This is a genomic window from Janthinobacterium glycogeni, assembly GCF_051380725.1.
Taxonomy (GTDB): domain Bacteria; phylum Pseudomonadota; class Gammaproteobacteria; order Burkholderiales; family Burkholderiaceae_D; genus Janthinobacterium.
Genome location: NZ_JBNYXP010000013.1, coordinates 76,567 through 94,431, shown reverse-complemented (window position 1 = coordinate 94,431; position 17,865 = coordinate 76,567). Strand labels below are relative to the sequence as shown.

Below are 17,865 nucleotides of genomic sequence, written 5' to 3'. Positions count from 1 at the left end.
GTGGTGCGATGAGGCGGATATTGGTCACGGGAGCGACGGGCGGTCTGGGGCGCAATGCCGTGCGCACCCTGCTGGCGCAAGGCGTGGAAGTGCGCGCCACGGGCCGCAACGCCGCCGTGGGCCGCGAACTCGAACGCATGGGCGCGCAATTCGTGGTGCTCGACCTGGCGCAGGCCACGCCGCGCCAGGTCGACGAGCTGGTGCGCGGCATGGACGCCGTCTGGCACTGCGCCGCGCTGTCGTCGCCCTGGGGCGCGGAACGCGACTTCATCGCCGCCAACGTCACGGCCACGGCCCAGCTGTTGCGCGCGGCCGCCAGCCTGCACGTGGCGCGCTTCGTGCATATCTCCACCCCGGCCATCTATTTCGATTACCGCAACCGCTACGAGGTGCCGGAAACCTTCCGCCCCGATTCTTTTGTCAACGCGTATGCGCGCAGCAAGGCGATGGCGGAAAAACTGGTGCAGGAGTGCGTCGACCGCCACCGCGGCATGACGTGCGTGATCCTGCGCCCGCGCGCCATCTTCGGCCCGCACGACCAGGTGCTGATCCCGCGCCTGGCGCGCGTGCTGCAGGAGCGCGGCGGCAAGCTGCCGCTGCCCAACGGCGGCGCGGCCACCATCGACGTCACCTATGTCGACAATGTCGTGCATGCGATGTGGCTGGCCACCGTGCACAAGACTATCGCTTCGGGCGCCGCCTTCAACATCACGAATGGCGAGCCGGCGCGCCTGTGCGACATCTTGCGCAGCCTGTTCCGCGACCATCTGCAGCAGCCGTTCGAGATCGTCAGCGTGCCTTACCGCGTGCTGGCGCTGGTGGCGCGCTTGATGCAGTTCGCCTCGCGCTTCACGCGCCGCGAACCGTCGCTCACGCCCTACAGCATCGGTGCGCTCAGTTTCGACATGACGCTCGACAGCGCCAAGGCGCGCAAGGTGCTCGGCTACCGTCCCGTCGTCAGCCTGCAGGACGGCATCGCCCGCACGGCGCAGTGGATGCGCCAGGAAGCGGCGGCGCACAAGGTGGGCAAGGAGCGCAATGGCTAGCATCACCGCGTTTCGCGTCGGCCACTGCACCCATCCTTCGTGCATGGTCTTGAAAGGCAGCGGACTGTCCAGCCGCTGCTTCCCCTCGCGCGCCTACCTGATCGAAACGCGCGCGGGCCTGTACCTGTGGGACACGGGCTACGCCGAACACTTCCGCGCCGCCACGTCGAAAGGCGTCTACCGCATGTACGCGTGGGTGACGCCGATTTCCTTCGACGAGCAGGAATCGCTGCAGGGCCAGCTTCGCGCGCATGGCGTATCGCCCGGCGACATCCACACCTTGCTGCTGTCGCACTTCCACGCCGACCATATCGCCGGCCTGCGCGATTTTCCCGGCGCGCGGCTGATGGCCTCCAAAACGGGCTGGGACGCCGTGCGGGGACTGTCCGGCGTGGCCGCCGTGCGCCAGGCCTTCGTGCCCGAACTGCTGCCGAACGATATTTCTGATCGCCTGGATTTCGTGGAAAGCGTGCCCGAGACGGCCTTGCCGGCGGCCCTGCTGCCATTCACGCACGGGCGCGACGTCAGCGGCACGGGCGAAATCTACATCGTCGACCTGCCCGGCCACGCCATCGGCCATCTGGGCGCCTTCGTGCTGCAGGACGAAGGCTGGACCCTGCTGGCGTCGGACGCTGCCTGGGTGCCGGAAAGCTTCCAGCAGCTGCGCGGACCGTCCGAACTGTCCTTCCTCATCCAGCACAAGCGCGCGCCGTACTACGCCACCCTGAACCGGCTGCACCAGCTGCACCAGTCGGGCAATGCGCGGATCCGCATCACTCATGAAGACACGGCGGACTATGTTCCTGTGACGGGCCGCCCGTGAAGCGTATTTTCTGGCTGTTGCTGTCGTACTGGCGCACGCGCCGCCTGCGTTTCACAAGCCGCGCGCAGCTCGACGCCTACCAGCGCAAGCAGCTGGCGCGCTTCATCGACACCCTGTGCGCGCGCAGCCGCTACTTCGCCGCGTACCGCGATCTGCCCCTGGCGCAGTGGCCGACGATGAACAAGGCGCTGATGCTCGAGCATTTCGATGCCATGAACACCGAGGGGGTGACTTTGGCGCAGGCGATGGACGCGGCCATGGCGGCCGAGCAGAGCCGCGACTTCACGCCGGCCGTGGGCGACATCACGGTGGGCCTGTCGTCGGGCACCTCGTCGCGGCGCGCCGTGTTTACCGTCAGCCCCCGCGAAAAGGCGCAATGGGCGGGCGTGATGCTGGCCAAGGCGCTGCCCGAGGGCCTGTTTTCCGGCGAAAAGGTGGCGCTGTTCCTGCGCGCGAACAGCAATCTGTACACGGCCGTGCGCTCGCCGTGGCTGACCTTTGCCTTTTACGACTTGTTCGCACCGTTCGACAGCCTGTGCGCGCAGCTGGCGCGCTATCAACCCTCCGTCATCGTCGCGCCGGCCCAGGTGCTGCGCCAGCTGGCCTTGCGCGTCATCGATGGCAGCCTGGCGCTGGCGCCGAAAAAAGTCATCTCGGTGGCCGAAGTGCTCGAAGCCCAGGACCGCGCGCTGATCGTGCAGGCGTTCGGCGCCGTGCATGAAATCTACCAGGCCACCGAGGGTTTCCTCGCCAGCAGCTGCGAACACGGCGTGCTGCACCTGAACGAGGAATACGTGCACATCGAGCCGCAGTGGCTGGACGACGAACAACGTCGCTTCGTGCCCGTGATTACGGACTTTACCCGCATCACGCAGCCCATCGTGCGCTATCGCCTCGACGATATTTTGCTCGCGCGCGCAACGCCATGCCCGTGCGGCCGCGCCACGCGCGCCATCGACGGCATCGAAGGACGCTGCGACGACATGCTGTTCTTGCCATCCTTGCCGTCGGCGGACGGCGGCGCCCCTGTCGCCGTGTTTGCCGACGTGCTGACGCGCGCGTTCGCGCAAGCCTTGCCGGCGGATGCCGATTACCGCCTGCTGCAGTCGGGCGACAATGCCTTGCAGCTGCACGCGGCCCTCGACGACGCCGGCCTGGCCGCCCTGCGCGCGCACCTGACAGCGGTGCTGCGCGGCCTGGGCGTGGCCGTCGACGGCCTGGCCTGGACGGTGAGCGGCGACCTGCCTCCCTTTGACCCCACCATGAAACGGCGCCGCATCCGGCGCCTTGCGACCGCATGAATCCTTCTTCCATGACCGTACGCGGCCGCCTGCTGCACCTGCTGGCCGGCTGGGGCAGCGTCGGCCTCGTGTATTTTTCCAGCGACCTGCTGCAAGGCCAGGGCGTGCTGCTGCCCGAGACGGCCATCGACCGCGCCATCCCCTACACGGACGCCGCCATCTGGCTGTACCTGTCCTTCTTCATCCTGATTCCCTACGCCTACCTGGCGGCCGATGCGGCCCGCGTGCGCTGGCTGGCGCGCGCCATGGCGCTCTCCGCGCTGGCCTGCGGCGTGGTCTTCCTGCTGTATCCGACCACGCTCGCGTATCCGCCCGTGGCCGACGGCAGCGCCTGGAGCACGCAGGCGCTGCGCATGCTGCAGGCGGCGGACTCCACGCAAAACTGCCTGCCCTCGCTGCATGGCGCATTGACCCTGCTGTGCGTGTGGGCCTTGTGCGACAGGCGCCACCTGCTGCGCTCCGCGCTGGCCGTGATGCTGGGCGTGGCCATCTGCTACGCCATCATCGCGCTGCGCCGGCACGTGAGCATCGATCTGGCCGCCGGCCTGGCTGTCGGCATCGCTGGCGGCATGCTGGCGAAAATGCAGGTATCCTTGGCTGCCCGCCGCGCCGTTTCCATCAAAACCGCACCATGATGAATCCCTTTGCCCTGTCATTCCTGATCATGCTGGCCTTTGTGCTGGCCGAACTGCTGATCCTCAAATGGGTACGCAAGACCCCCGTGCCGTGGAAGGACGTGATCTTCAACCTCAATTCCGGCCACATATTAATGTGGGTGTTCCGCGGTGTGGAAGTGGCGGCGTTTGCCCTGCTGCTGCGCCATGTGAACCTGCACATCGTCGACCAGTGGCCCGTGGCCGCGCAGTGGGTCTTCGCCTTTTTTGCCTGGGACCTGTGCTTTTACTGGATGCACCGGCTGCACCATAAGATTCCCTTGCTGTGGGCCGTGCACGTGGTGCACCACCAGGGCGAGCATTTCAACCTGTCGCTGGGCGTGCGCAATTCCTGGTATTCGTCGCTGACGAATTTCCCCTTCATCGCCATCCTGGCCGTGCTGGGCGTGCCGCTGGAAATCTTCCTTGTCGTCTCGTCGCTGCATTACACGGTGCAGTTCTACAACCACAATGCGCTGGTGAACAAGTCCGGCATTCTCGATAGCTTCATGGTCACGCCGTCGCACCACCGCGTGCACCATGGCACGGACAAGCGCTATATCAACCGCAATTTCGGCGGCACCCTGCTGCTGTGGGACAGGCTGTTCGGCAGCTTCCAGCCGGAACTCGAGGGCGTGGAAATGCGCTATGGCGTGAAGGGCATGACGCCCACGCACAATCCGCTCCTGGCCAGCAACGGCAAGCTGTTCAAGTGGCTGCGCGCGCGCTTTCCCCACTGGCAGTCGCGCGGCACGTTCGAGGTGCCCGAACTGTTCATCGGCGTCGGCGGCGTGATCCTGTTTGGCCTGGTGATCTATTACGTCAACCATGAAGCGGTGCTGGCCGGCGCGCAGCAAGCGATCCTGTTCGCGCTGATCTTCGGCGGCACGCTGGCGCTGGGCGGCCTGTCGGATGCGCGCCGCTGGGGCGCCATCGCCTGGGTCGCCATCGCCGTGGCCATGCCGCTGCTGTTCCTCGGCTGGTATGGCGCGCGCGATGCGTGGGGCATGGTGTTCCTGGCCGCGTTGCTGGCGCATGGCCTCGACGGCGCGCGCCGCCTGTGGTGGCCGGCAGCGGCGGGGACGCGCGCGTGACGCAGCCTGTACCTTCGTTGCCGCCGCTGCGCTTCCAGCCTGCCCGCGATTCCGCCTTCCGCCGCGAACTGCGCGCGCGCGCCGACGCCTACCTGGCAGCCGAAGGAAAACACCGCTTCGGCGACTGGCGCCTGCATGCGAAGACCATCTTCCTGGCCGCGCTGGCGGCGGGGCTGTATGCGCTGGCCTTGAGCGCCGACAGCACCTGGCCGTTTGTCGCCAGCTATGTGGCTTGCCTGGTCGCGGCCATGGCGCTGGCCATGAATACCCTGCACGATGCGGCCCACAGCGCCGTCTTCCGCCAGGGACGCCTGAACCGCATGCTGATCCGCCTGGTGGGCATGCCCGTCGGCGTGGATACGGATTTCTGGACCATCCGCCACGTGCACTTCCACCATACCTATGCGAACGTGGAAGGCTATGACCTGGACACGGAACCGAACCCCTTCCTGCGCCAGACGCCGTTCCAAAGCTGGTCGCCCCAGTACCGCTATCAATACCTGTACTGGCCCGTGGTGGCGGCCCTGTCGCTGCCGTATTTGAACTGGTATGGCGACTGGCTGGACCGCTTCGGCAAGACGCCCGTGGCCGCGCACAGCCGCCTGCGGGGCTGGCGCGGCTGGCTGTCGTTCCTGGGCTGGAAGCTGGGCCACGTGGCGCTGGTGCTGGCGCTGCCCATGTGGGTGCTGCAGCAGCACGGTATCGGCTGGGGCGTGGTGCTGGGCGCGTATTTCCTGGGCCAGATGCTCGCCTCGTGCGCGCTGGTGGCGCTGATCCTCGGCACGCACTGGGCTGAAGTCGAGTTTTTCCAGCCGGGGCAAGACGGCACCTTGCCGCACGATTGGTACCAGCACACGTTTTACACGGCCTGCGACTGGACGCCGAAGCCGCGCGCGCTGCGCTGGCTCGGCTACTGGCTCGGCGGCCTGAATCTGCACCTGACGCACCATCTGTTCCCCACCTGGAGCCACCGCCACTACCCTGCGCTGGCGCGCATCCTCGCCGAACTGGCGCCGCGCCACGGCCTCGTCTACCGCGAGCTCGGTTACGGCCAGCTGCACGCCTCGCAGCAAGCGTTCCTGCGCGCCATGGGGCAGCCACCGGCAAAGCCCTGACGAATCGCGCTTGACTCGGTTTCCGTTTCGTCTTACATTTCTGTAACGACAGAAATAAGAGAAAATCATGGAATCAAGAACGTCTAACAGAACCGTAGCGAGCGGCAGTGATTTGTGGCCGAGAAGCGCAGCTGTGCGTGAGCACAGTGAGCATCGCAGACCGCAAAGCGCGACGCGGAGTAGATTATGGTAGGCGTTCTGAGTCCGACCACGCAAAAGTATATTCTGCACTGGGGCGAGATGGGTACCCGCTGGGGCGTCAACCGCACCGTGGCGCAGATCCACGCGCTGCTGTTCCTGGCCAACGCTCCCTTGACGGCGGAAGACATCGCGGCCAGCCTGAACGTGGCCCGCTCGAACGTCAGCAACAGCCTGAAGGAATTGCAAAGCTGGGGCCTGGTCCGCATCACGCATGTGATGGGGGACCGGCGCGACCATTTCGTGGCATTGCAGGATGTGTGGGAAATCTTCCGCGTCATCATGGAAGAGCGCAAGCGGCGCGAGATCGATCCCACGCTGACGGTGCTGCGCGAATGCGCGATCGAGGGCGAGCACGATGCGGCGATACCGCCAGAGACGTTGGCGCGCATGGGCGAAGTGCTGGCTTTCCTGGAAATGCTCAGTTCTACCTACAGCGACTACAAGAACCTGCCGCCGGCGACCCTGCAGCGCATGCTGTCGATGGGCGGCAAGGTGGCCAAGTTCCTCAGCCCGGACGACAAGCCGGGCAAGCGCGGCAAATCATGAACGGCCCCTCGGAAGGAGAATTGTTCAAGAAGGTGATGGGCGAGCAATGGCTCACCCTGCACCCGGACATCCGCCGCCGCTTCGAGAAAAATCCCGCGCCGGGCCAGCCCCTGTACTACCGGGGGGAACTGCGTGAACTCACCAGCTCGCGGCTGGGCAAGGTGCTGGGCTGGCTCACGCGCCCCTTCATCGACGGCGCCTTGATCCCGCATGACGATCACGACTTTCCTGTCGACATTGAAGTGTATTCGCGCCCCGGCTGTCCCTTCATCTTCAAGCAGCGCACCTACCGCCTGCATGGCCGCGCGCCCATCCGTTTTACTTCCTACATGGCCGAAAGCGCAAAGGGAGAAGTGCTCGAATACGTGGGCATGGGCCTGGGCATGAAGCTCGTGCTGCACGTGGAAGACGGCAACCTGCACTTCACCAGCGACGGCTATTTCTGGGATCTTTTCGGCTGGCGCATGCCGCTGCCCGGCGTGCTCACGCCCGGCAAGACCTATCTGTGCCACCGCAACGAGACGCCGCAGCAGTTCAACATCCGCATCGAGATCCGCCACGCCCTGTTCGGCACCACGTTCACCCAGGCGGGGGTATTCCGCGAGTCCGCCGCGCCGGAAATTCACAAGGAGACACCATGAATACGCATCTGCTGGCCCTGCAACTGATGGCGGCGCAAGGCTGCCTGGGCGCCTTTGACACCATCTACCACCATGAAATCACGGAAGCGCTGCCGCAAAAGGCTTCGGCGCGCCTGGAACTGACCATCCATGCCACGCGCGCGCTGATCTACAGCCTGCTGTTTGTCGGCCTGGCGGCCTGGGAATGGCATGGTGCCTGGGCCTGGGTGCTGGTGATCGTGTTTGGCGTGGAAATCGTGCTGACCCTGTGGGATTTCGTCGTCGAAGACCAGACCCGCCTCCTGCCCGCCACAGAGCGGGTCACGCACACGGTGCTGGCGATTAATGCGGGCGCCTTCATCGCGCTGCTGGCCCTGAACAGCAGCCAGTGGGCGACGTTGCCGACGGCCCTCGTATGGCAGCCGTACGGCTGGCTCAGCGTCTTCCTCGCCCTGTGCGGCGTGGGCGTGGGCCTGTCCGGCTTGCGCGACGCGTATGCCGTGTGGCAGCTGGGCCGGCGCAAGGTGCAGGAGACAGCGGAGCAAGAGGAGCGCCTGCGTTTTGCCGCCGCGCCGCAGTCCGTGCTGGTGACGGGCGCGACGGGGTTCATCGGCCAGCAGCTGGTCAGCGCCTTGCTGGCCGACGGCCATACGGTGACGGTGCTGACGCGCCAGCCGAAACAGGCTGCCTGGACCTTCGATGGCCAGGTGCGCTGCATCCGTACGCTGGACGAGCTGTCGGACGCGCAGCGCATCGACATGGTGGTCAACCTGGCCGGCGCGCGCATCGTCGGCAGGCGCTGGACGGAGGCGCGCAAGGCGGCACTGCGCCGCAGCAGGGTGGCGCTGACGCAGGATCTGGTGGCGTGGATCGCCCGCGCGCAGCACAAGCCGCGCGTGCTGCTGTCGGCGTCGGCCATCGGCTATTACGGCGTGCAGCCGCAGGGCGACGACACGGAATTGACGGAGGAGAGCGCGCCGCAAGCCATCTTCATGTCGCAGCTGTGCCAGGAATGGGAAGCGGCCGCGCGCCAGGCGGAGAAATTTGGCGTGCAGGTGGGCTGCATGCGCTTCGGCCTCGTCTTCGGCCACCAGGGTTCGCTGCCGCAGATGCTGCTGCCGATCCGCTTCGGCGTGGGCGGCCCGCTCGGCAGCGGCAAGCAGTGGGTCACGTGGGTGCACGTGCGCGACGTCATCCGCGGCATCGCCTACCTGGCGCGCCGCAGCGAAGCACAGGCAGTGAGCGGCGCGTATAACTTCTGCGCGCCGGAAGCCATCGAGCAGCGCCGCTTCGCCCGGGTGGCGGGCGCCGTGCTGCACCGCCCCAGCTTTATGCCCACGCCGGCCTTCGTCATGCGCGCCTTGCTGGGCGAGCAGGCCGACTTGCTGGTGGAAGGCCAGAGGGTGGCTCCGCGCCGTTTGCTGGCCGACGGCTTTGTCTTCCGCTATCCGCGACTGGAAAGCGCGCTGCGCAGTTTGTAGCCTGGCGTAGAATGAGGCATGCTCCGGGGTCAGACCCGGCGGGTCTGACCCCATCAGGAGACGCCCATGCCCTCATTCAGCCATACGATAGACAGCCATACCTATGCGTTTGCCAGCTTGAAGGAGCTGCTGGCCAAGGCCACGCCGCTGCGTTCGGGCGATGTGCTGGCTTGTGTGGCGGCATCGAGCGCGCGCGAGCGCGTGGCCGCGCAGCTGGCGCTGGCCGAGGTGCCGCTGGAGCTGTTCCTCAATGAGGCGCTGGTGCCGTACGAAGACGATGAAGTCACGCGCCTGATTTTTGACTCCCACGAGCGCGCCGCCTTTGCGCCGATTTCCCACCTGTGCGTGGGCGGCTTTCGCGACTGGCTGCTCGACGACGCGACGGATACGCCAACGCTGGCACGCGTCGCCGCTGGCATCACGCCGGAAATGGCGGCCGCCGTCTCGAAAATCATGCGCCTGCAGGACTTGGTGCTGGTGGCCCGCAAGTGCCGTGTCGTCACGTCGTTCCGCAATACCCTGGGCCTGGAAGGGCGCTTGTCCACGCGCCTGCAGCCGAATCACCCGACGGATGACGCCACGGGGATTGCGGCGTCGATGCTCGATGGCTTGATGCTGGGCAGCGGCGACGCCGTGATCGGCATCAATCCCGCCACCGACAATGTGGCGCAGGTGGTCGCGCTGTTGCACCTGCTCGACGCCGTCATCGATCAATATCAGATTCCCACGCAGTCGTGCGTGCTCACGCACGTCACCAATACGATCGAGGCGATCCGCCGCGGCGCGCCCGTCGACCTGGTGTTCCAGTCGGTGGCGGGCACGCAGGCGGCCAACCGCAGCTTCGGCATCGACCTGGCGCTGCTGGCCGAGGGGCAGGCGGCGGCCCTGTCGCTGGGGCGCGGCACGGTGGGCAACAACGTCATGTATTTCGAGACGGGGCAGGGCAGCGCCCTGTCGGCCGGCGCCCACCACGGCATGGACCAGCAGACGTGCGAGGCGCGCGCGTATGCGGTGGCGCGCGCGTATCGGCCGCTGCTGGTCAATTCGGTGGTGGGTTTCATCGGTCCCGAATACCTGTACGACGGCAAGCAGATCATGCGCGCGGGACTGGAAGACCATTTCTGCGCCAAGCTGCTTGGGCTGCCCATGGGCTGCGACGTGTGCTACACCAACCACGCGGAAGCGGACCAGGACGACATGGATGCCTTGCTGACCATGCTGGGCGTGGCCGGCTGCAATTTCATCATGGGCGTGCCGGGCGCGGACGACATCATGCTCGGCTACCAGAGCACCTCGTTCCACGACGCCCTGTACGCGCGCCGCGTGCTGGGTTTGCGCCCTGCGCCCGAATTCGCGGCCTGGCTGGCGCGCATGCAGATCACGGATGCGCGGGGAAATCTGAACGTGGCGCTGGCGCCGGCCTTCCAGGCGGCCCTGCTGCGCCTTGGCGATTAGGGGGACGCATGGACGACCATAAACCGTGGCAAACGCTGCGCGCGCATACGGCGGCGCGCATCGCGCTGGGGCGCCGCGGCGTGAGCGTGCCGACCCGCGCGCAGCTGGCGTTCCAGCTGGCCCACGCGCAGGCGCGCGACGCCGTGCACCTGAAACTCGATGGCGAGGCGTTGGCCGGAGCGCTGGCAGCGCAAGGGCTGGACTGCGTGCCACTGCATAGCGCCGCCGTCACGCGCGCCGAGTATCTGCAACGCCCCGACCTGGGGCGCAGGCTCGACGACGTTTCACGCGCGCGGCTGGCCGCCAGTGCCAGGGGAGTCGACCTGGCGCTGGTGGCGGCCGATGGCCTGTCGGCGCTGGCCGTGCAGCGCCACGCGGCGCCCTTCCTGGCCGCCTTGCGCGCACGGCTGGCGCAGGAAGCGTGGACGCTGTCGCCGCTGCACATCGTGGCGCAGGGGCGGGTGGCCGTCGGCGACGAGGTGGGAGAGTTACTGCAGGCGCGCGCCGTGCTGGTGCTGATCGGCGAGCGGCCTGGCTTGAGTTCCCCGGACAGCCTGGGCCTGTACCTGACGTGGGCGCCCCAAGTGGGGCTGCTGGACGAGCGCCGCAACTGCGTCTCGAACGTGCGTCCGGAAGGCCTGGCGTATGCGCCGGCCGCGTACCGGCTGCATTATCTGTTGTCGCAGGCGTTCAGCCGGCAGCTGTCGGGCGTGGCATTGAAGGATGAAACGGTGGAAGAGGGTAGCGTGGCGGTGGGCCGGAATTTTTTGTTGACGAAGTAGGCGCTGGAGAAAAAACGACAAATGGCAGGAGACAGGCCCGGCGGGACTGTCCCCAAACGATTAAACTTCGCGGATGTCGTCCAGCGGCCAGCGCGGGCGCACGTTGAACGAGTAATCGTGCTTGGCCGCGTCCGGATTGATTTGCAGGCGCATGGCGCCGGCAAAGGCGATCATGGCGCCGTTGTCGGTGCAGAATTCCAGCTCAGGGTAGTACACTTTAAAACGCTTCTTGGCGGCGGCCGCGTTGAGCGAGGCGCGCAGCTGCGCGTTGGCGCCCACGCCGCCGGCGATCACCAGGCGTTTCAAGCCCGTGTGCTTGAGGGCCGATACGCATTTGGCCGTTAGCACGTCGACGATGGCGTCGACGAAGCCGCGCGCGATGTTCGCCTTGTCCTGTTCGCAGATATTGGCGATGACTTTTTCTTCATGGTTCTTCACCACCGTCAGCACGGCCGTCTTCAAGCCGGAAAAGCTGAAATTGAAATCCTTCGAATGCAGCATGGGGCGCGGCAGTTTATAGGCGAGCGGATCGCCGAATTCGGCCAGGCGCGAAATGGCGGGGCCGCCCGGATAGCCGAGGCCCAGCAGCTTGGCCGACTTGTCGAAGGCCTCGCCGGCCGCATCGTCCAGGGTTTCGCCCAGCATCGTGTACTGGCCCACGCCATCGACGCGCATCAGCTGCGTGTGGCCGCCCGACACCAGCAGCGCGATGAAGGGGAATTGCGGCGGTTCGGACGCCAGCAGCGGCGACAGCAGATGGCCTTCCAGGTGGTGGATGCCCAGCACCGGCTTGTTGATGGCCAGGCCCAGGCTGCAGGCGACGGACGATCCCACGAGCAGCGCGCCGGCCAGGCCCGGACCCTGCGTGTAGGCGATGGCGTCGATCTCGGGCAGGGTGATGCCGGCCTTCGTCAGGGTTTCTTCCAGCAGCGGGATGGCGCGGCGGATATGGTCGCGCGACGCCAGTTCCGGCACCACGCCGCCATATTGCTCGTGCATGGCGACTTGCGAATAGAGGGCGTGCGACAGCAGGCCGCGTTGCGTGTCGTACAAGGCCAGGCCGGTTTCGTCACAGGAGGATTCGACGCCAAGAACAATCATGAAGGTGCTAAATAGGGAGGAGTAATCCGCCATTGTAAAGGAAAGCCGGGCAGTCCACCGTGTGGCCGGCGCACCATTTCGGCGGCAGTGTGCACTTGCGCAGTGCGCCGCGGGCCGGTTTTGCCCGGGATTGCGGTTGTTTTTCGCTTATGCAGGCATTGGCACCGCTCTTGCTTAGACAGGCGTGTGCCTTTCTCACGGGAGCTAGCAATGTCGGAACAATGGAAAATGATCTGTCGCCTGAAGGACATGCCGCTGTCGGGCGCGCGCATGGTGCAGCGGGGCCTGGCCTGGCAGGATTTGCCGGGCGTGGCGCTGTTTCGAGCGACGGATGACACGGTGTACGCGCTGCTTGACACGGTGCCGTGCCTGGGTGGCCCGCTGGCGCACGGGGTGCTGATGGAGAAAAACCTGATGGGGCCGAAGAACAGCTGGATCATCGAGCTCGATTCGGGTCGCCTGGTGGCGCCCGTGCAGGGCATGGCGCGCCTGTACGCCGTGCGCATCCTCGACGGGCGCATCTACCTGGATGTCAATGAACTCAATATCCCGGCCAGCAAGGCGGAACAGGCGCTGGCGGGATCGTTCGCCGTGCTGCCGCATGTGCAGATGGCGTGATGAAGGGAAAAGCAAAAACGGCGCACAGGGCGCCGTTCTTTGTCTGCAGTGATGTGTCGGCTTACACGCTACGCGCTAAGCCGACCTACGTTGCATACGCATGTTCATCGCGCAGCGTGGTGTTTTGGTCTCCTTCGACCGTAGGTCGGATTAGGCCCGAAGGGCCGTAATCCGACAACATCGCCGGCATTATTTTGGGCGATTGAGCAAATGCGCATGCGCATCGCGCAGCATGGTGGCCGTCGTGTCCCAGTCGATGCAGCCGTCGGTGACGGAGCACCCATAGGTCAGTTGCGACAGGTCTTGCGGGATTTTCTGGTTGCCGCCGACGATGTTCGATTCGATCATCACGCCCACCAGCGAGCGGTTGCCCTGGCGGATCTGGTTGACTACGTCGCCCATCACCAGCGGCTGCAGTTCCGGCTTTTTATAGCTGTTCGCGTGCGAGCAGTCGACCACCAGGTTGGCCGGCAGCTTGGCCTTGGCCAGCGCCTGTTCGGCGATGGCGATCGAGACCGAGTCGTAGTTTGGACGGCCGTCGCCGCCGCGCAGCACCACGTGGCCATACGCGTTGCCGCGCGTGCGCACGATGGCGACATTGCCTTCGGCGTTGATGCCCAGGAAGGAGTGCGGGTGCGCCGACGACAAAATCGCGTTGACGGCGATGCTGATGTCGCCATCGGTGCCGTTCTTGAAGCCGACCGGTGTCGACAGGCCCGACGACATTTCGCGGTGCGTCTGCGATTCCGTGGTGCGCGCGCCGATGGCCGTCCACGCGATCAGATCACCCAGGTATTGCGGCGAGATCGGGTCCAGCGCTTCGGTGGCGGTGGGCAGGCCCAGTTCGCACACGTCGAGCAGGAACTGGCGCGCCTTTTCCATGCCTTCGTTGACCTTGAAGGAATCGTCCATGTACGGATCGTTGATATAGCCCTTCCAGCCCGTGGTGGTACGCGGTTTTTCGAAATACACGCGCATCACCAGCAGCATCGTCTCCTTGACTTCCTCTTGCAGCGCTTTCAGGCGGCGCGCGTAATCGAGGCCGGCGACCGGGTCGTGGATCGAGCATGGGCCGACGACAACGAACAGGCGCTGGTCCTTGCGGTCGATGATGTTGCGCAGCGCTTCGCGGCCGCGGCTGACGGTGTCGAAGGCGCTTTCCGACAGGGGCAGCTTGGCGTGCAGTTCAGCCGGTGTCGGCATGGGCGCGAAAGAAGTGACGTTGATATTTTCGATGTCTGGCGTATTCATGATTCTGGCTCGGCTTTCGCTATTGCGTTCTTTAAGAGGCAATAGTGTAGCGGAAATGCGGCCTGGCGGCGGGGAAGGGGGTAAAACGGGAATGGCCGAGTTGTTTTTATGGCAGGGCCGGCACGCCGCCGGCCCCTTGCTCCCTCGCGCTCAATGGCCGCCGGCCAGGCTGGCGCCTACGCTGTAGCGGGCGATGCGCGGGTAGCTGCCGGCCAGTTCAGGCGGCCGGGGCAGGTCGGGATGGCGCCGCACATGCGCGACGATGGCGCTTTCGTGCTGGCGTATCTGCGCGTCCAGGCAGGCGATTTGCTGGCGCAGTAACTGATGCAGCGCAATCTGTCCCGCATGGAAGTGGCCTTCCAGGCGCGCCATTTCCTGCTGGCGCAACTGCCGCACGGCATGCAGACGGCGCAGCCATAGCCGCAATTCCACGTAGGCGGGCGAGGGCGGCGTCCAGGGAGCAGGACGTGCCGCCGCGCAATAATGGGCCAGCACCACGGCGCTGTGCGCCGCATCCTTGGGCAAACCCTGGCTGCGCAGATAGTCTGCCAGCGGCGCGGGCTGGGCGTCGCAGACCAGCATGCCCATGTCGGCCAGCATGCGCGCTGGCGCCTCGCTGTATGGGGCGTCGAGGCGCATGCAGACGCGCAAGCCCATGATGGTGACGTCGTTCTTCTGCAGCCAGCTGCGCAGCCAGCGGCAGCCGGCCAGGTCGTTCTCCAGCACCTTGCACAGCACGTCGCCGCCCGAGCGCAGCACGGCTTTCAGCAGCAGCTTGCTCGTTTCGATGCCGACGAAGGCGGTTTCCTGTTTGCTCGCGTGTTCCATGATGAGTTCCCCCTGTACCGTCTTATACGCAGCGGTGGCGCGTTTGGATGCGGTCGCGAGGCAGTTCCCCAAAAAATAGCGGGAAAGACTGTTGCATTGGCGCCTATGGCGTCTTCCAGCCCCTCTGCAAGGAAGAAAATCCGTGTAAGCTGGCGCCATGACGACTGTATCCATCCCCCATACCGATGTGGCCGGTGAGCCATTCCCCGCAGCACGTTTCATTAAGGAAATAGGACGCGGCAAGAACGGCGCGCGCAGCATGACGCGCGATGACGCCCGCGCCCTGTACCGCGCCATGCTCGAGGGCCGCGTGTCGGACCTGGAGTTGGGCGGCATTTTGTTATCGATGCGCATCAAGGGCGAGTCCGTGGACGAGATCGCCGGCTTCCTCGACGCGGCCGAAACGTCGTTCTCTCCGCTGGCCGCGCCGGCCGGCGAGTTCGCCCCGATCATCATTCCCAGCTACAACGGCGCGCGCAAGATGGCGAACCTGACGGCCTTGCTGGCGCTGCTGCTGGCGCGCGCGGGGGCGCCCGTGCTCGTGCATGGCGTCACCAGCGACCCGGGCCGCATCACCACGGCCGAAGTGCTGGCCGCGCTGGGCGTGCCCGCCTCGCAGGACCATGCGCAGGCCGAGGCCGCCATGGCGCGCGGGGAGGCGGCCTTCCTGTCCATTGAAGCGCTGGCGCCGCGCCTGGCATACATGCTGTCGCTGCGGCGCGTGCTGGGCGTGCGCAATTCCACGCATACGCTGGTGAAAATCATGCAGCCGTTCGCCGGCCCGGCCCTGCGCCTGGTGTCGTACACGCACCCGGAATACCTGGAAATGCTCGGCGAATATTTCCTGACCGCCTCCGATCCCGCGCGCGGCGACGCTTTCCTGATGCGCGGCACGGAAGGCGAGACGGTGGCCAACGCCAACAAGGCGCAGCAGATCGACTGGTTTTACGGGAGCGAACGCACGCTGCTGGTGGAAAAACAGTTGCTGGTGGAAGAGTTGCCGCATTTGCCCGCCGAGCGCGATGCGGCCACCACGGCCGCCTGGATCGCCGCCGTGCTGCGCGGCGAGGTGCCCGTGCCGCCGTCGATCGCCGGGCAGGTGGAGCAATGCCTGATGGCGTCGCGGCAGATTGCAGCACGGCCGCGCTAGCCGCGTCGCCGCAGTTTACAATGGCGTCTTTGTAATCAGCGGTGACCGGAATTCTTATGGCAAAACAATTTGATGTGGCAGTGATCGGCGCGGGCGCGGCCGGCATGATGTGTGCGGCTGTTGCCGCCCAGCAAGGCAAGCGCGTGATGTTGATCGATCACGCGGCCAAGCTGGCCGAAAAGATCCGCATCTCGGGTGGTGGACGGTGTAATTTCACCAATATTAACGCCACCCCGCAAAACTTCCTTTCGGAAAACCCGCATTTCTGCAAGAGCGCGCTGTCGCGCTACACGCCGCAGGATTTCCTCGCGCTGGTGAAAAAATACCGGATCGGCTACCACGAAAAGCACAAGGGCCAGCAATTCTGCAATGAATCGGCCGAGCAGATCATCGACATGCTCAAGGACGAGTGCGCCGCTGGCGGCGTGCACTGGCGCATGCCGTGCAAGATCGACAATGTTGCTCAGCAAGCCGACGGCGGCTTCGTGCTGCAGACCGATAGCGGCGACATCGAGACGGCCAGCATCGTCATCGCCACGGGCGGCCTGTCGATCCCGAAGATCGGCGCCACCGACTTTGCCTACCGCATCGCCAAACAATTCGGCCTGGCGATGGTCGAACCGCGTCCGGCCCTGGTGCCGCTGACGTTCGACCCGGCCAGCTGGGCGCCGTTCGCGGAATTGTCCGGCATCGCGCTGGAAGTCGATGTGGAAACGGGCAGTCTGAAAGGCCGCAAGGCCACGGGCGCGCGTTTCCGCGAAGATTTGCTGTTCACGCATCGCGGCCTGTCGGGTCCGGCGATCCTGCAGATTTCCAGCTACTGGCTGCCGGGCGAGCCCATCGTCATCAATCTGTTGCCGGAAGTGGACGTGGCGCAGACCTTGATCGAAGGCAAGGGCACCCTGAAGAAGCAACTGGGCAATATCGTCGCGCAATGGCTGCCGCAGCGCCTGGCGGACTGCTTGCTGGCCACGAGCGGCCTGGCGCCGGACGCGCGCATCGCCGACATGCCCGACGCGCAGCTGCGCAAGCTGGGCCAGGCCATCAATGCCTGGTCCATCGTGCCCAACGGTTCCGAAGGCTACCGCAAGGCGGAAGTGACGCGCGGCGGCATCGACACGCGCGAACTGTCGCAGCAGACCATGATGGCCAATAAAGTGCCAGGGCTGTATTTCATCGGCGAATCGGTCGACGTGACGGGCTGGCTGGGCGGCTACAACTTCCAGTGGGCCTGGGCGTCGGGCGTGGCGGCAGGTATTGCCTTGCAGTAAGCTACTCTGTAATATGGGGTCTGGCGCCCGGTGCGCCGATCCCGGTGCGTGGTTTACGCCACATTCCGGCAGCGACCGCAGGCTGCATGCCGCACGCAAGTGGGGGAGGGGCTTCCCTTTCCGAATAAAAGCTGCTACTATCTATCTCTTCCTATACACCACCTCAACGGTTTGAATTTTACATGACCACTATTCGCCTTAAAGAAAACGAGCCGTTCGAAGTCGCAATGCGTCGCTTCAAACGCACCATCGAAAAAACGGGTCTGCTGACCGAATTGCGCGCTCGCGAATTCTACGAAAAGCCAACAGCTGAGCGCAAGCGCAAGCTGGCAGCTGCTGTCAAGCGTCATTACAAACGCATCCGCAGCCAACAACTGCCGAAAAAATTATTCTAAGACTGTTCAGTCAGAACCAACCCGGGTAGTTCGGCGCATTGTTCGCCACGGGTTTTGTTTTGATTCGCCTGAAGTGATACTTCAGATGAGTCGCATACCCGCTCCGGTTCGCCGCAGCGGGTTTTCGCTTTTGT

General features: G+C 65.4%; 18 protein-coding genes. 15 read left to right on the top strand and 3 right to left on the bottom strand.

Annotated elements, in window-relative coordinates; all coding sequences use genetic code 11:
• Positions 1 to 8: 8 nt before the first annotated feature.
• From ACQ4W4_RS23770 to eutC, 11 genes are all read left to right on the top strand, one after another.
• Positions 9 to 1,046, top strand: a complete 1,038-nt coding sequence (locus ACQ4W4_RS23770; RefSeq protein ID WP_436544050.1) for an NAD-dependent epimerase/dehydratase family protein — start codon at positions 9 to 11, stop codon at positions 1,044 to 1,046.
• Positions 1,039 to 1,869 carry an MBL fold metallo-hydrolase gene (locus ACQ4W4_RS23765; protein ID WP_436544049.1) on the top strand — a complete coding sequence of 277 codons (831 nt, stop codon included), beginning with the start codon at positions 1,039 to 1,041 and terminating at the stop codon, positions 1,867 to 1,869. Before ACQ4W4_RS23770 ends, ACQ4W4_RS23765 begins: the two co-directional genes overlap by 8 nt.
• Entirely contained in the window at positions 1,866 to 3,170 is a 1,305-nt protein-coding gene (locus ACQ4W4_RS23760; protein WP_436544048.1) for a F390 synthetase-related protein, read from the top strand. Before ACQ4W4_RS23765 ends, ACQ4W4_RS23760 begins: the two co-directional genes overlap by 4 nt.
• Complete coding sequence (locus ACQ4W4_RS23755; RefSeq protein WP_436544047.1) at positions 3,167 to 3,805, top strand: phosphatase PAP2 family protein; 639 nt, start codon at positions 3,167 to 3,169, stop codon at positions 3,803 to 3,805. The genes ACQ4W4_RS23760 and ACQ4W4_RS23755 overlap by 4 nt, the downstream gene beginning before the upstream one ends.
• Positions 3,802 to 4,917, top strand: coding sequence for a sterol desaturase family protein (locus ACQ4W4_RS23750; protein ID WP_436544046.1), 1,116 nt, complete (start codon positions 3,802 to 3,804; stop codon positions 4,915 to 4,917). Before ACQ4W4_RS23755 ends, ACQ4W4_RS23750 begins: the two co-directional genes overlap by 4 nt.
• Positions 4,914 to 6,032, top strand: coding sequence for a fatty acid desaturase family protein (locus ACQ4W4_RS23745; protein WP_436544045.1), 1,119 nt, complete (start codon positions 4,914 to 4,916; stop codon positions 6,030 to 6,032). Before ACQ4W4_RS23750 ends, ACQ4W4_RS23745 begins: the two co-directional genes overlap by 4 nt.
• Before the next feature lie 186 nt (positions 6,033 to 6,218).
• Positions 6,219 to 6,779, top strand: coding sequence for a GbsR/MarR family transcriptional regulator (locus ACQ4W4_RS23740; RefSeq protein WP_436544044.1), 561 nt, complete (start codon positions 6,219 to 6,221; stop codon positions 6,777 to 6,779).
• On the top strand, positions 6,776 to 7,420 hold the full coding sequence (locus tag ACQ4W4_RS23735) for a DUF4166 domain-containing protein (protein ID WP_436544043.1): 645 nt from the start codon (positions 6,776 to 6,778) through the stop codon (positions 7,418 to 7,420). Before ACQ4W4_RS23740 ends, ACQ4W4_RS23735 begins: the two co-directional genes overlap by 4 nt.
• On the top strand, positions 7,417 to 8,880 hold the full coding sequence (locus ACQ4W4_RS23730; RefSeq protein WP_436544042.1) for a TIGR01777 family oxidoreductase: 1,464 nt from the start codon (positions 7,417 to 7,419) through the stop codon (positions 8,878 to 8,880). Before ACQ4W4_RS23735 ends, ACQ4W4_RS23730 begins: the two co-directional genes overlap by 4 nt.
• Positions 8,881 to 8,946: 66 nt before the next feature.
• Positions 8,947 to 10,335 (top strand): ethanolamine ammonia-lyase subunit EutB, encoded by a 1,389-nt coding sequence (locus ACQ4W4_RS23725; protein WP_436544041.1) that lies wholly within the window; start codon positions 8,947 to 8,949, stop codon positions 10,333 to 10,335.
• 8 nt (positions 10,336 to 10,343) lie between these two features.
• Positions 10,344 to 11,117, top strand: coding sequence for an ethanolamine ammonia-lyase subunit EutC (gene eutC, locus ACQ4W4_RS23720; protein WP_436544040.1), 774 nt, complete (start codon positions 10,344 to 10,346; stop codon positions 11,115 to 11,117).
• Positions 11,118 to 11,177: 60 nt separating this feature from the next.
• Here eutC and tsaD read toward each other — a convergent pair whose 3' ends face one another.
• The gene (tsaD, locus tag ACQ4W4_RS23715; protein ID WP_436544039.1) at positions 11,178 to 12,218 is read right to left on the bottom strand and encodes a tRNA (adenosine(37)-N6)-threonylcarbamoyltransferase complex transferase subunit TsaD; all 1,041 of its coding nucleotides are present in this window, start codon (positions 12,216 to 12,218) and stop codon (positions 11,178 to 11,180) included.
• 210 nt (positions 12,219 to 12,428) lie between these two features.
• Between tsaD and ACQ4W4_RS23710 the strand changes: the two genes are divergently transcribed.
• Positions 12,429 to 12,836, top strand: coding sequence for a nitrite reductase (NAD(P)H) small subunit (locus ACQ4W4_RS23710; protein WP_436544038.1), 408 nt, complete (start codon positions 12,429 to 12,431; stop codon positions 12,834 to 12,836).
• A 189-nt stretch (positions 12,837 to 13,025) separates the two neighbouring features.
• Here the strand turns inward: ACQ4W4_RS23710 and ACQ4W4_RS23705 are convergent, their stop codons facing one another.
• Both ACQ4W4_RS23705 and ACQ4W4_RS23700 read right to left on the bottom strand, forming a co-directional pair.
• Entirely contained in the window at positions 13,026 to 14,087 is a 1,062-nt protein-coding gene (locus tag ACQ4W4_RS23705) for a 3-deoxy-7-phosphoheptulonate synthase (RefSeq protein ID WP_436544037.1), read from the bottom strand.
• Positions 14,088 to 14,237: 150 nt separating this feature from the next.
• The gene (locus ACQ4W4_RS23700; protein WP_436544036.1) at positions 14,238 to 14,915 is read right to left on the bottom strand and encodes a hypothetical protein; all 678 of its coding nucleotides are present in this window, start codon (positions 14,913 to 14,915) and stop codon (positions 14,238 to 14,240) included.
• A 157-nt stretch (positions 14,916 to 15,072) separates the two neighbouring features.
• Here ACQ4W4_RS23700 and ybiB point away from each other — a divergent pair, with 157 nt between their 5' ends.
• The 3 genes from ybiB (at position 15,073) to rpsU (ending at position 17,731) form a co-directional block, all read left to right on the top strand.
• Positions 15,073 to 16,065, top strand: a complete 993-nt coding sequence (gene ybiB / locus ACQ4W4_RS23695) for a DNA-binding protein YbiB (protein ID WP_436544035.1) — start codon at positions 15,073 to 15,075, stop codon at positions 16,063 to 16,065.
• A gap of 56 nt (positions 16,066 to 16,121) precedes the next feature.
• On the top strand, positions 16,122 to 17,336 hold the full coding sequence (locus ACQ4W4_RS23690) for a BaiN/RdsA family NAD(P)/FAD-dependent oxidoreductase (protein ID WP_436544034.1): 1,215 nt from the start codon (positions 16,122 to 16,124) through the stop codon (positions 17,334 to 17,336).
• Between the two features lie 182 nt (positions 17,337 to 17,518).
• On the top strand, positions 17,519 to 17,731 hold the full coding sequence (gene rpsU, locus ACQ4W4_RS23685) for a 30S ribosomal protein S21 (RefSeq protein WP_008451879.1): 213 nt from the start codon (positions 17,519 to 17,521) through the stop codon (positions 17,729 to 17,731).
• The last annotated feature ends 134 nt before the right edge of the window (positions 17,732 to 17,865 follow it).

Coding starts and splice junctions, on each gene's coding strand:
- ACQ4W4_RS23755 (WP_436544047.1), top strand. CDS start 3,167: ATGAATCCTTCTTCCATGACCGTACGCGGCCGCCTGCTGCACCTGCTG.
- ACQ4W4_RS23735 (WP_436544043.1), top strand. CDS start 6,776: ATGAACGGCCCCTCGGAAGGAGAATTGTTCAAGAAGGTGATGGGCGAG.
- ACQ4W4_RS23725 (WP_436544041.1), top strand. CDS start 8,947: ATGCCCTCATTCAGCCATACGATAGACAGCCATACCTATGCGTTTGCC.
- ACQ4W4_RS23690 (WP_436544034.1), top strand. CDS start 16,122: ATGGCAAAACAATTTGATGTGGCAGTGATCGGCGCGGGCGCGGCCGGC.
- ACQ4W4_RS23765 (WP_436544049.1), top strand. CDS start 1,039: ATGGCTAGCATCACCGCGTTTCGCGTCGGCCACTGCACCCATCCTTCG.
- ACQ4W4_RS23710 (WP_436544038.1), top strand. CDS start 12,429: ATGTCGGAACAATGGAAAATGATCTGTCGCCTGAAGGACATGCCGCTG.
- ACQ4W4_RS23740 (WP_436544044.1), top strand. CDS start 6,219: ATGGTAGGCGTTCTGAGTCCGACCACGCAAAAGTATATTCTGCACTGG.
- eutC (WP_436544040.1), top strand. CDS start 10,344: ATGGACGACCATAAACCGTGGCAAACGCTGCGCGCGCATACGGCGGCG.
- ACQ4W4_RS23705 (WP_436544037.1), bottom strand. CDS start 14,087: ATGAATACGCCAGACATCGAAAATATCAACGTCACTTCTTTCGCGCCC.
- ACQ4W4_RS23770 (WP_436544050.1), top strand. CDS start 9: ATGAGGCGGATATTGGTCACGGGAGCGACGGGCGGTCTGGGGCGCAAT.
- ACQ4W4_RS23700 (WP_436544036.1), bottom strand. CDS start 14,915: ATGGAACACGCGAGCAAACAGGAAACCGCCTTCGTCGGCATCGAAACG.
- ACQ4W4_RS23750 (WP_436544046.1), top strand. CDS start 3,802: ATGATGAATCCCTTTGCCCTGTCATTCCTGATCATGCTGGCCTTTGTG.
- rpsU (WP_008451879.1), top strand. CDS start 17,519: ATGACCACTATTCGCCTTAAAGAAAACGAGCCGTTCGAAGTCGCAATG.
- tsaD (WP_436544039.1), bottom strand. CDS start 12,218: ATGATTGTTCTTGGCGTCGAATCCTCCTGTGACGAAACCGGCCTGGCC.
- ACQ4W4_RS23730 (WP_436544042.1), top strand. CDS start 7,417: ATGAATACGCATCTGCTGGCCCTGCAACTGATGGCGGCGCAAGGCTGC.
- ybiB (WP_436544035.1), top strand. CDS start 15,073: ATGACGACTGTATCCATCCCCCATACCGATGTGGCCGGTGAGCCATTC.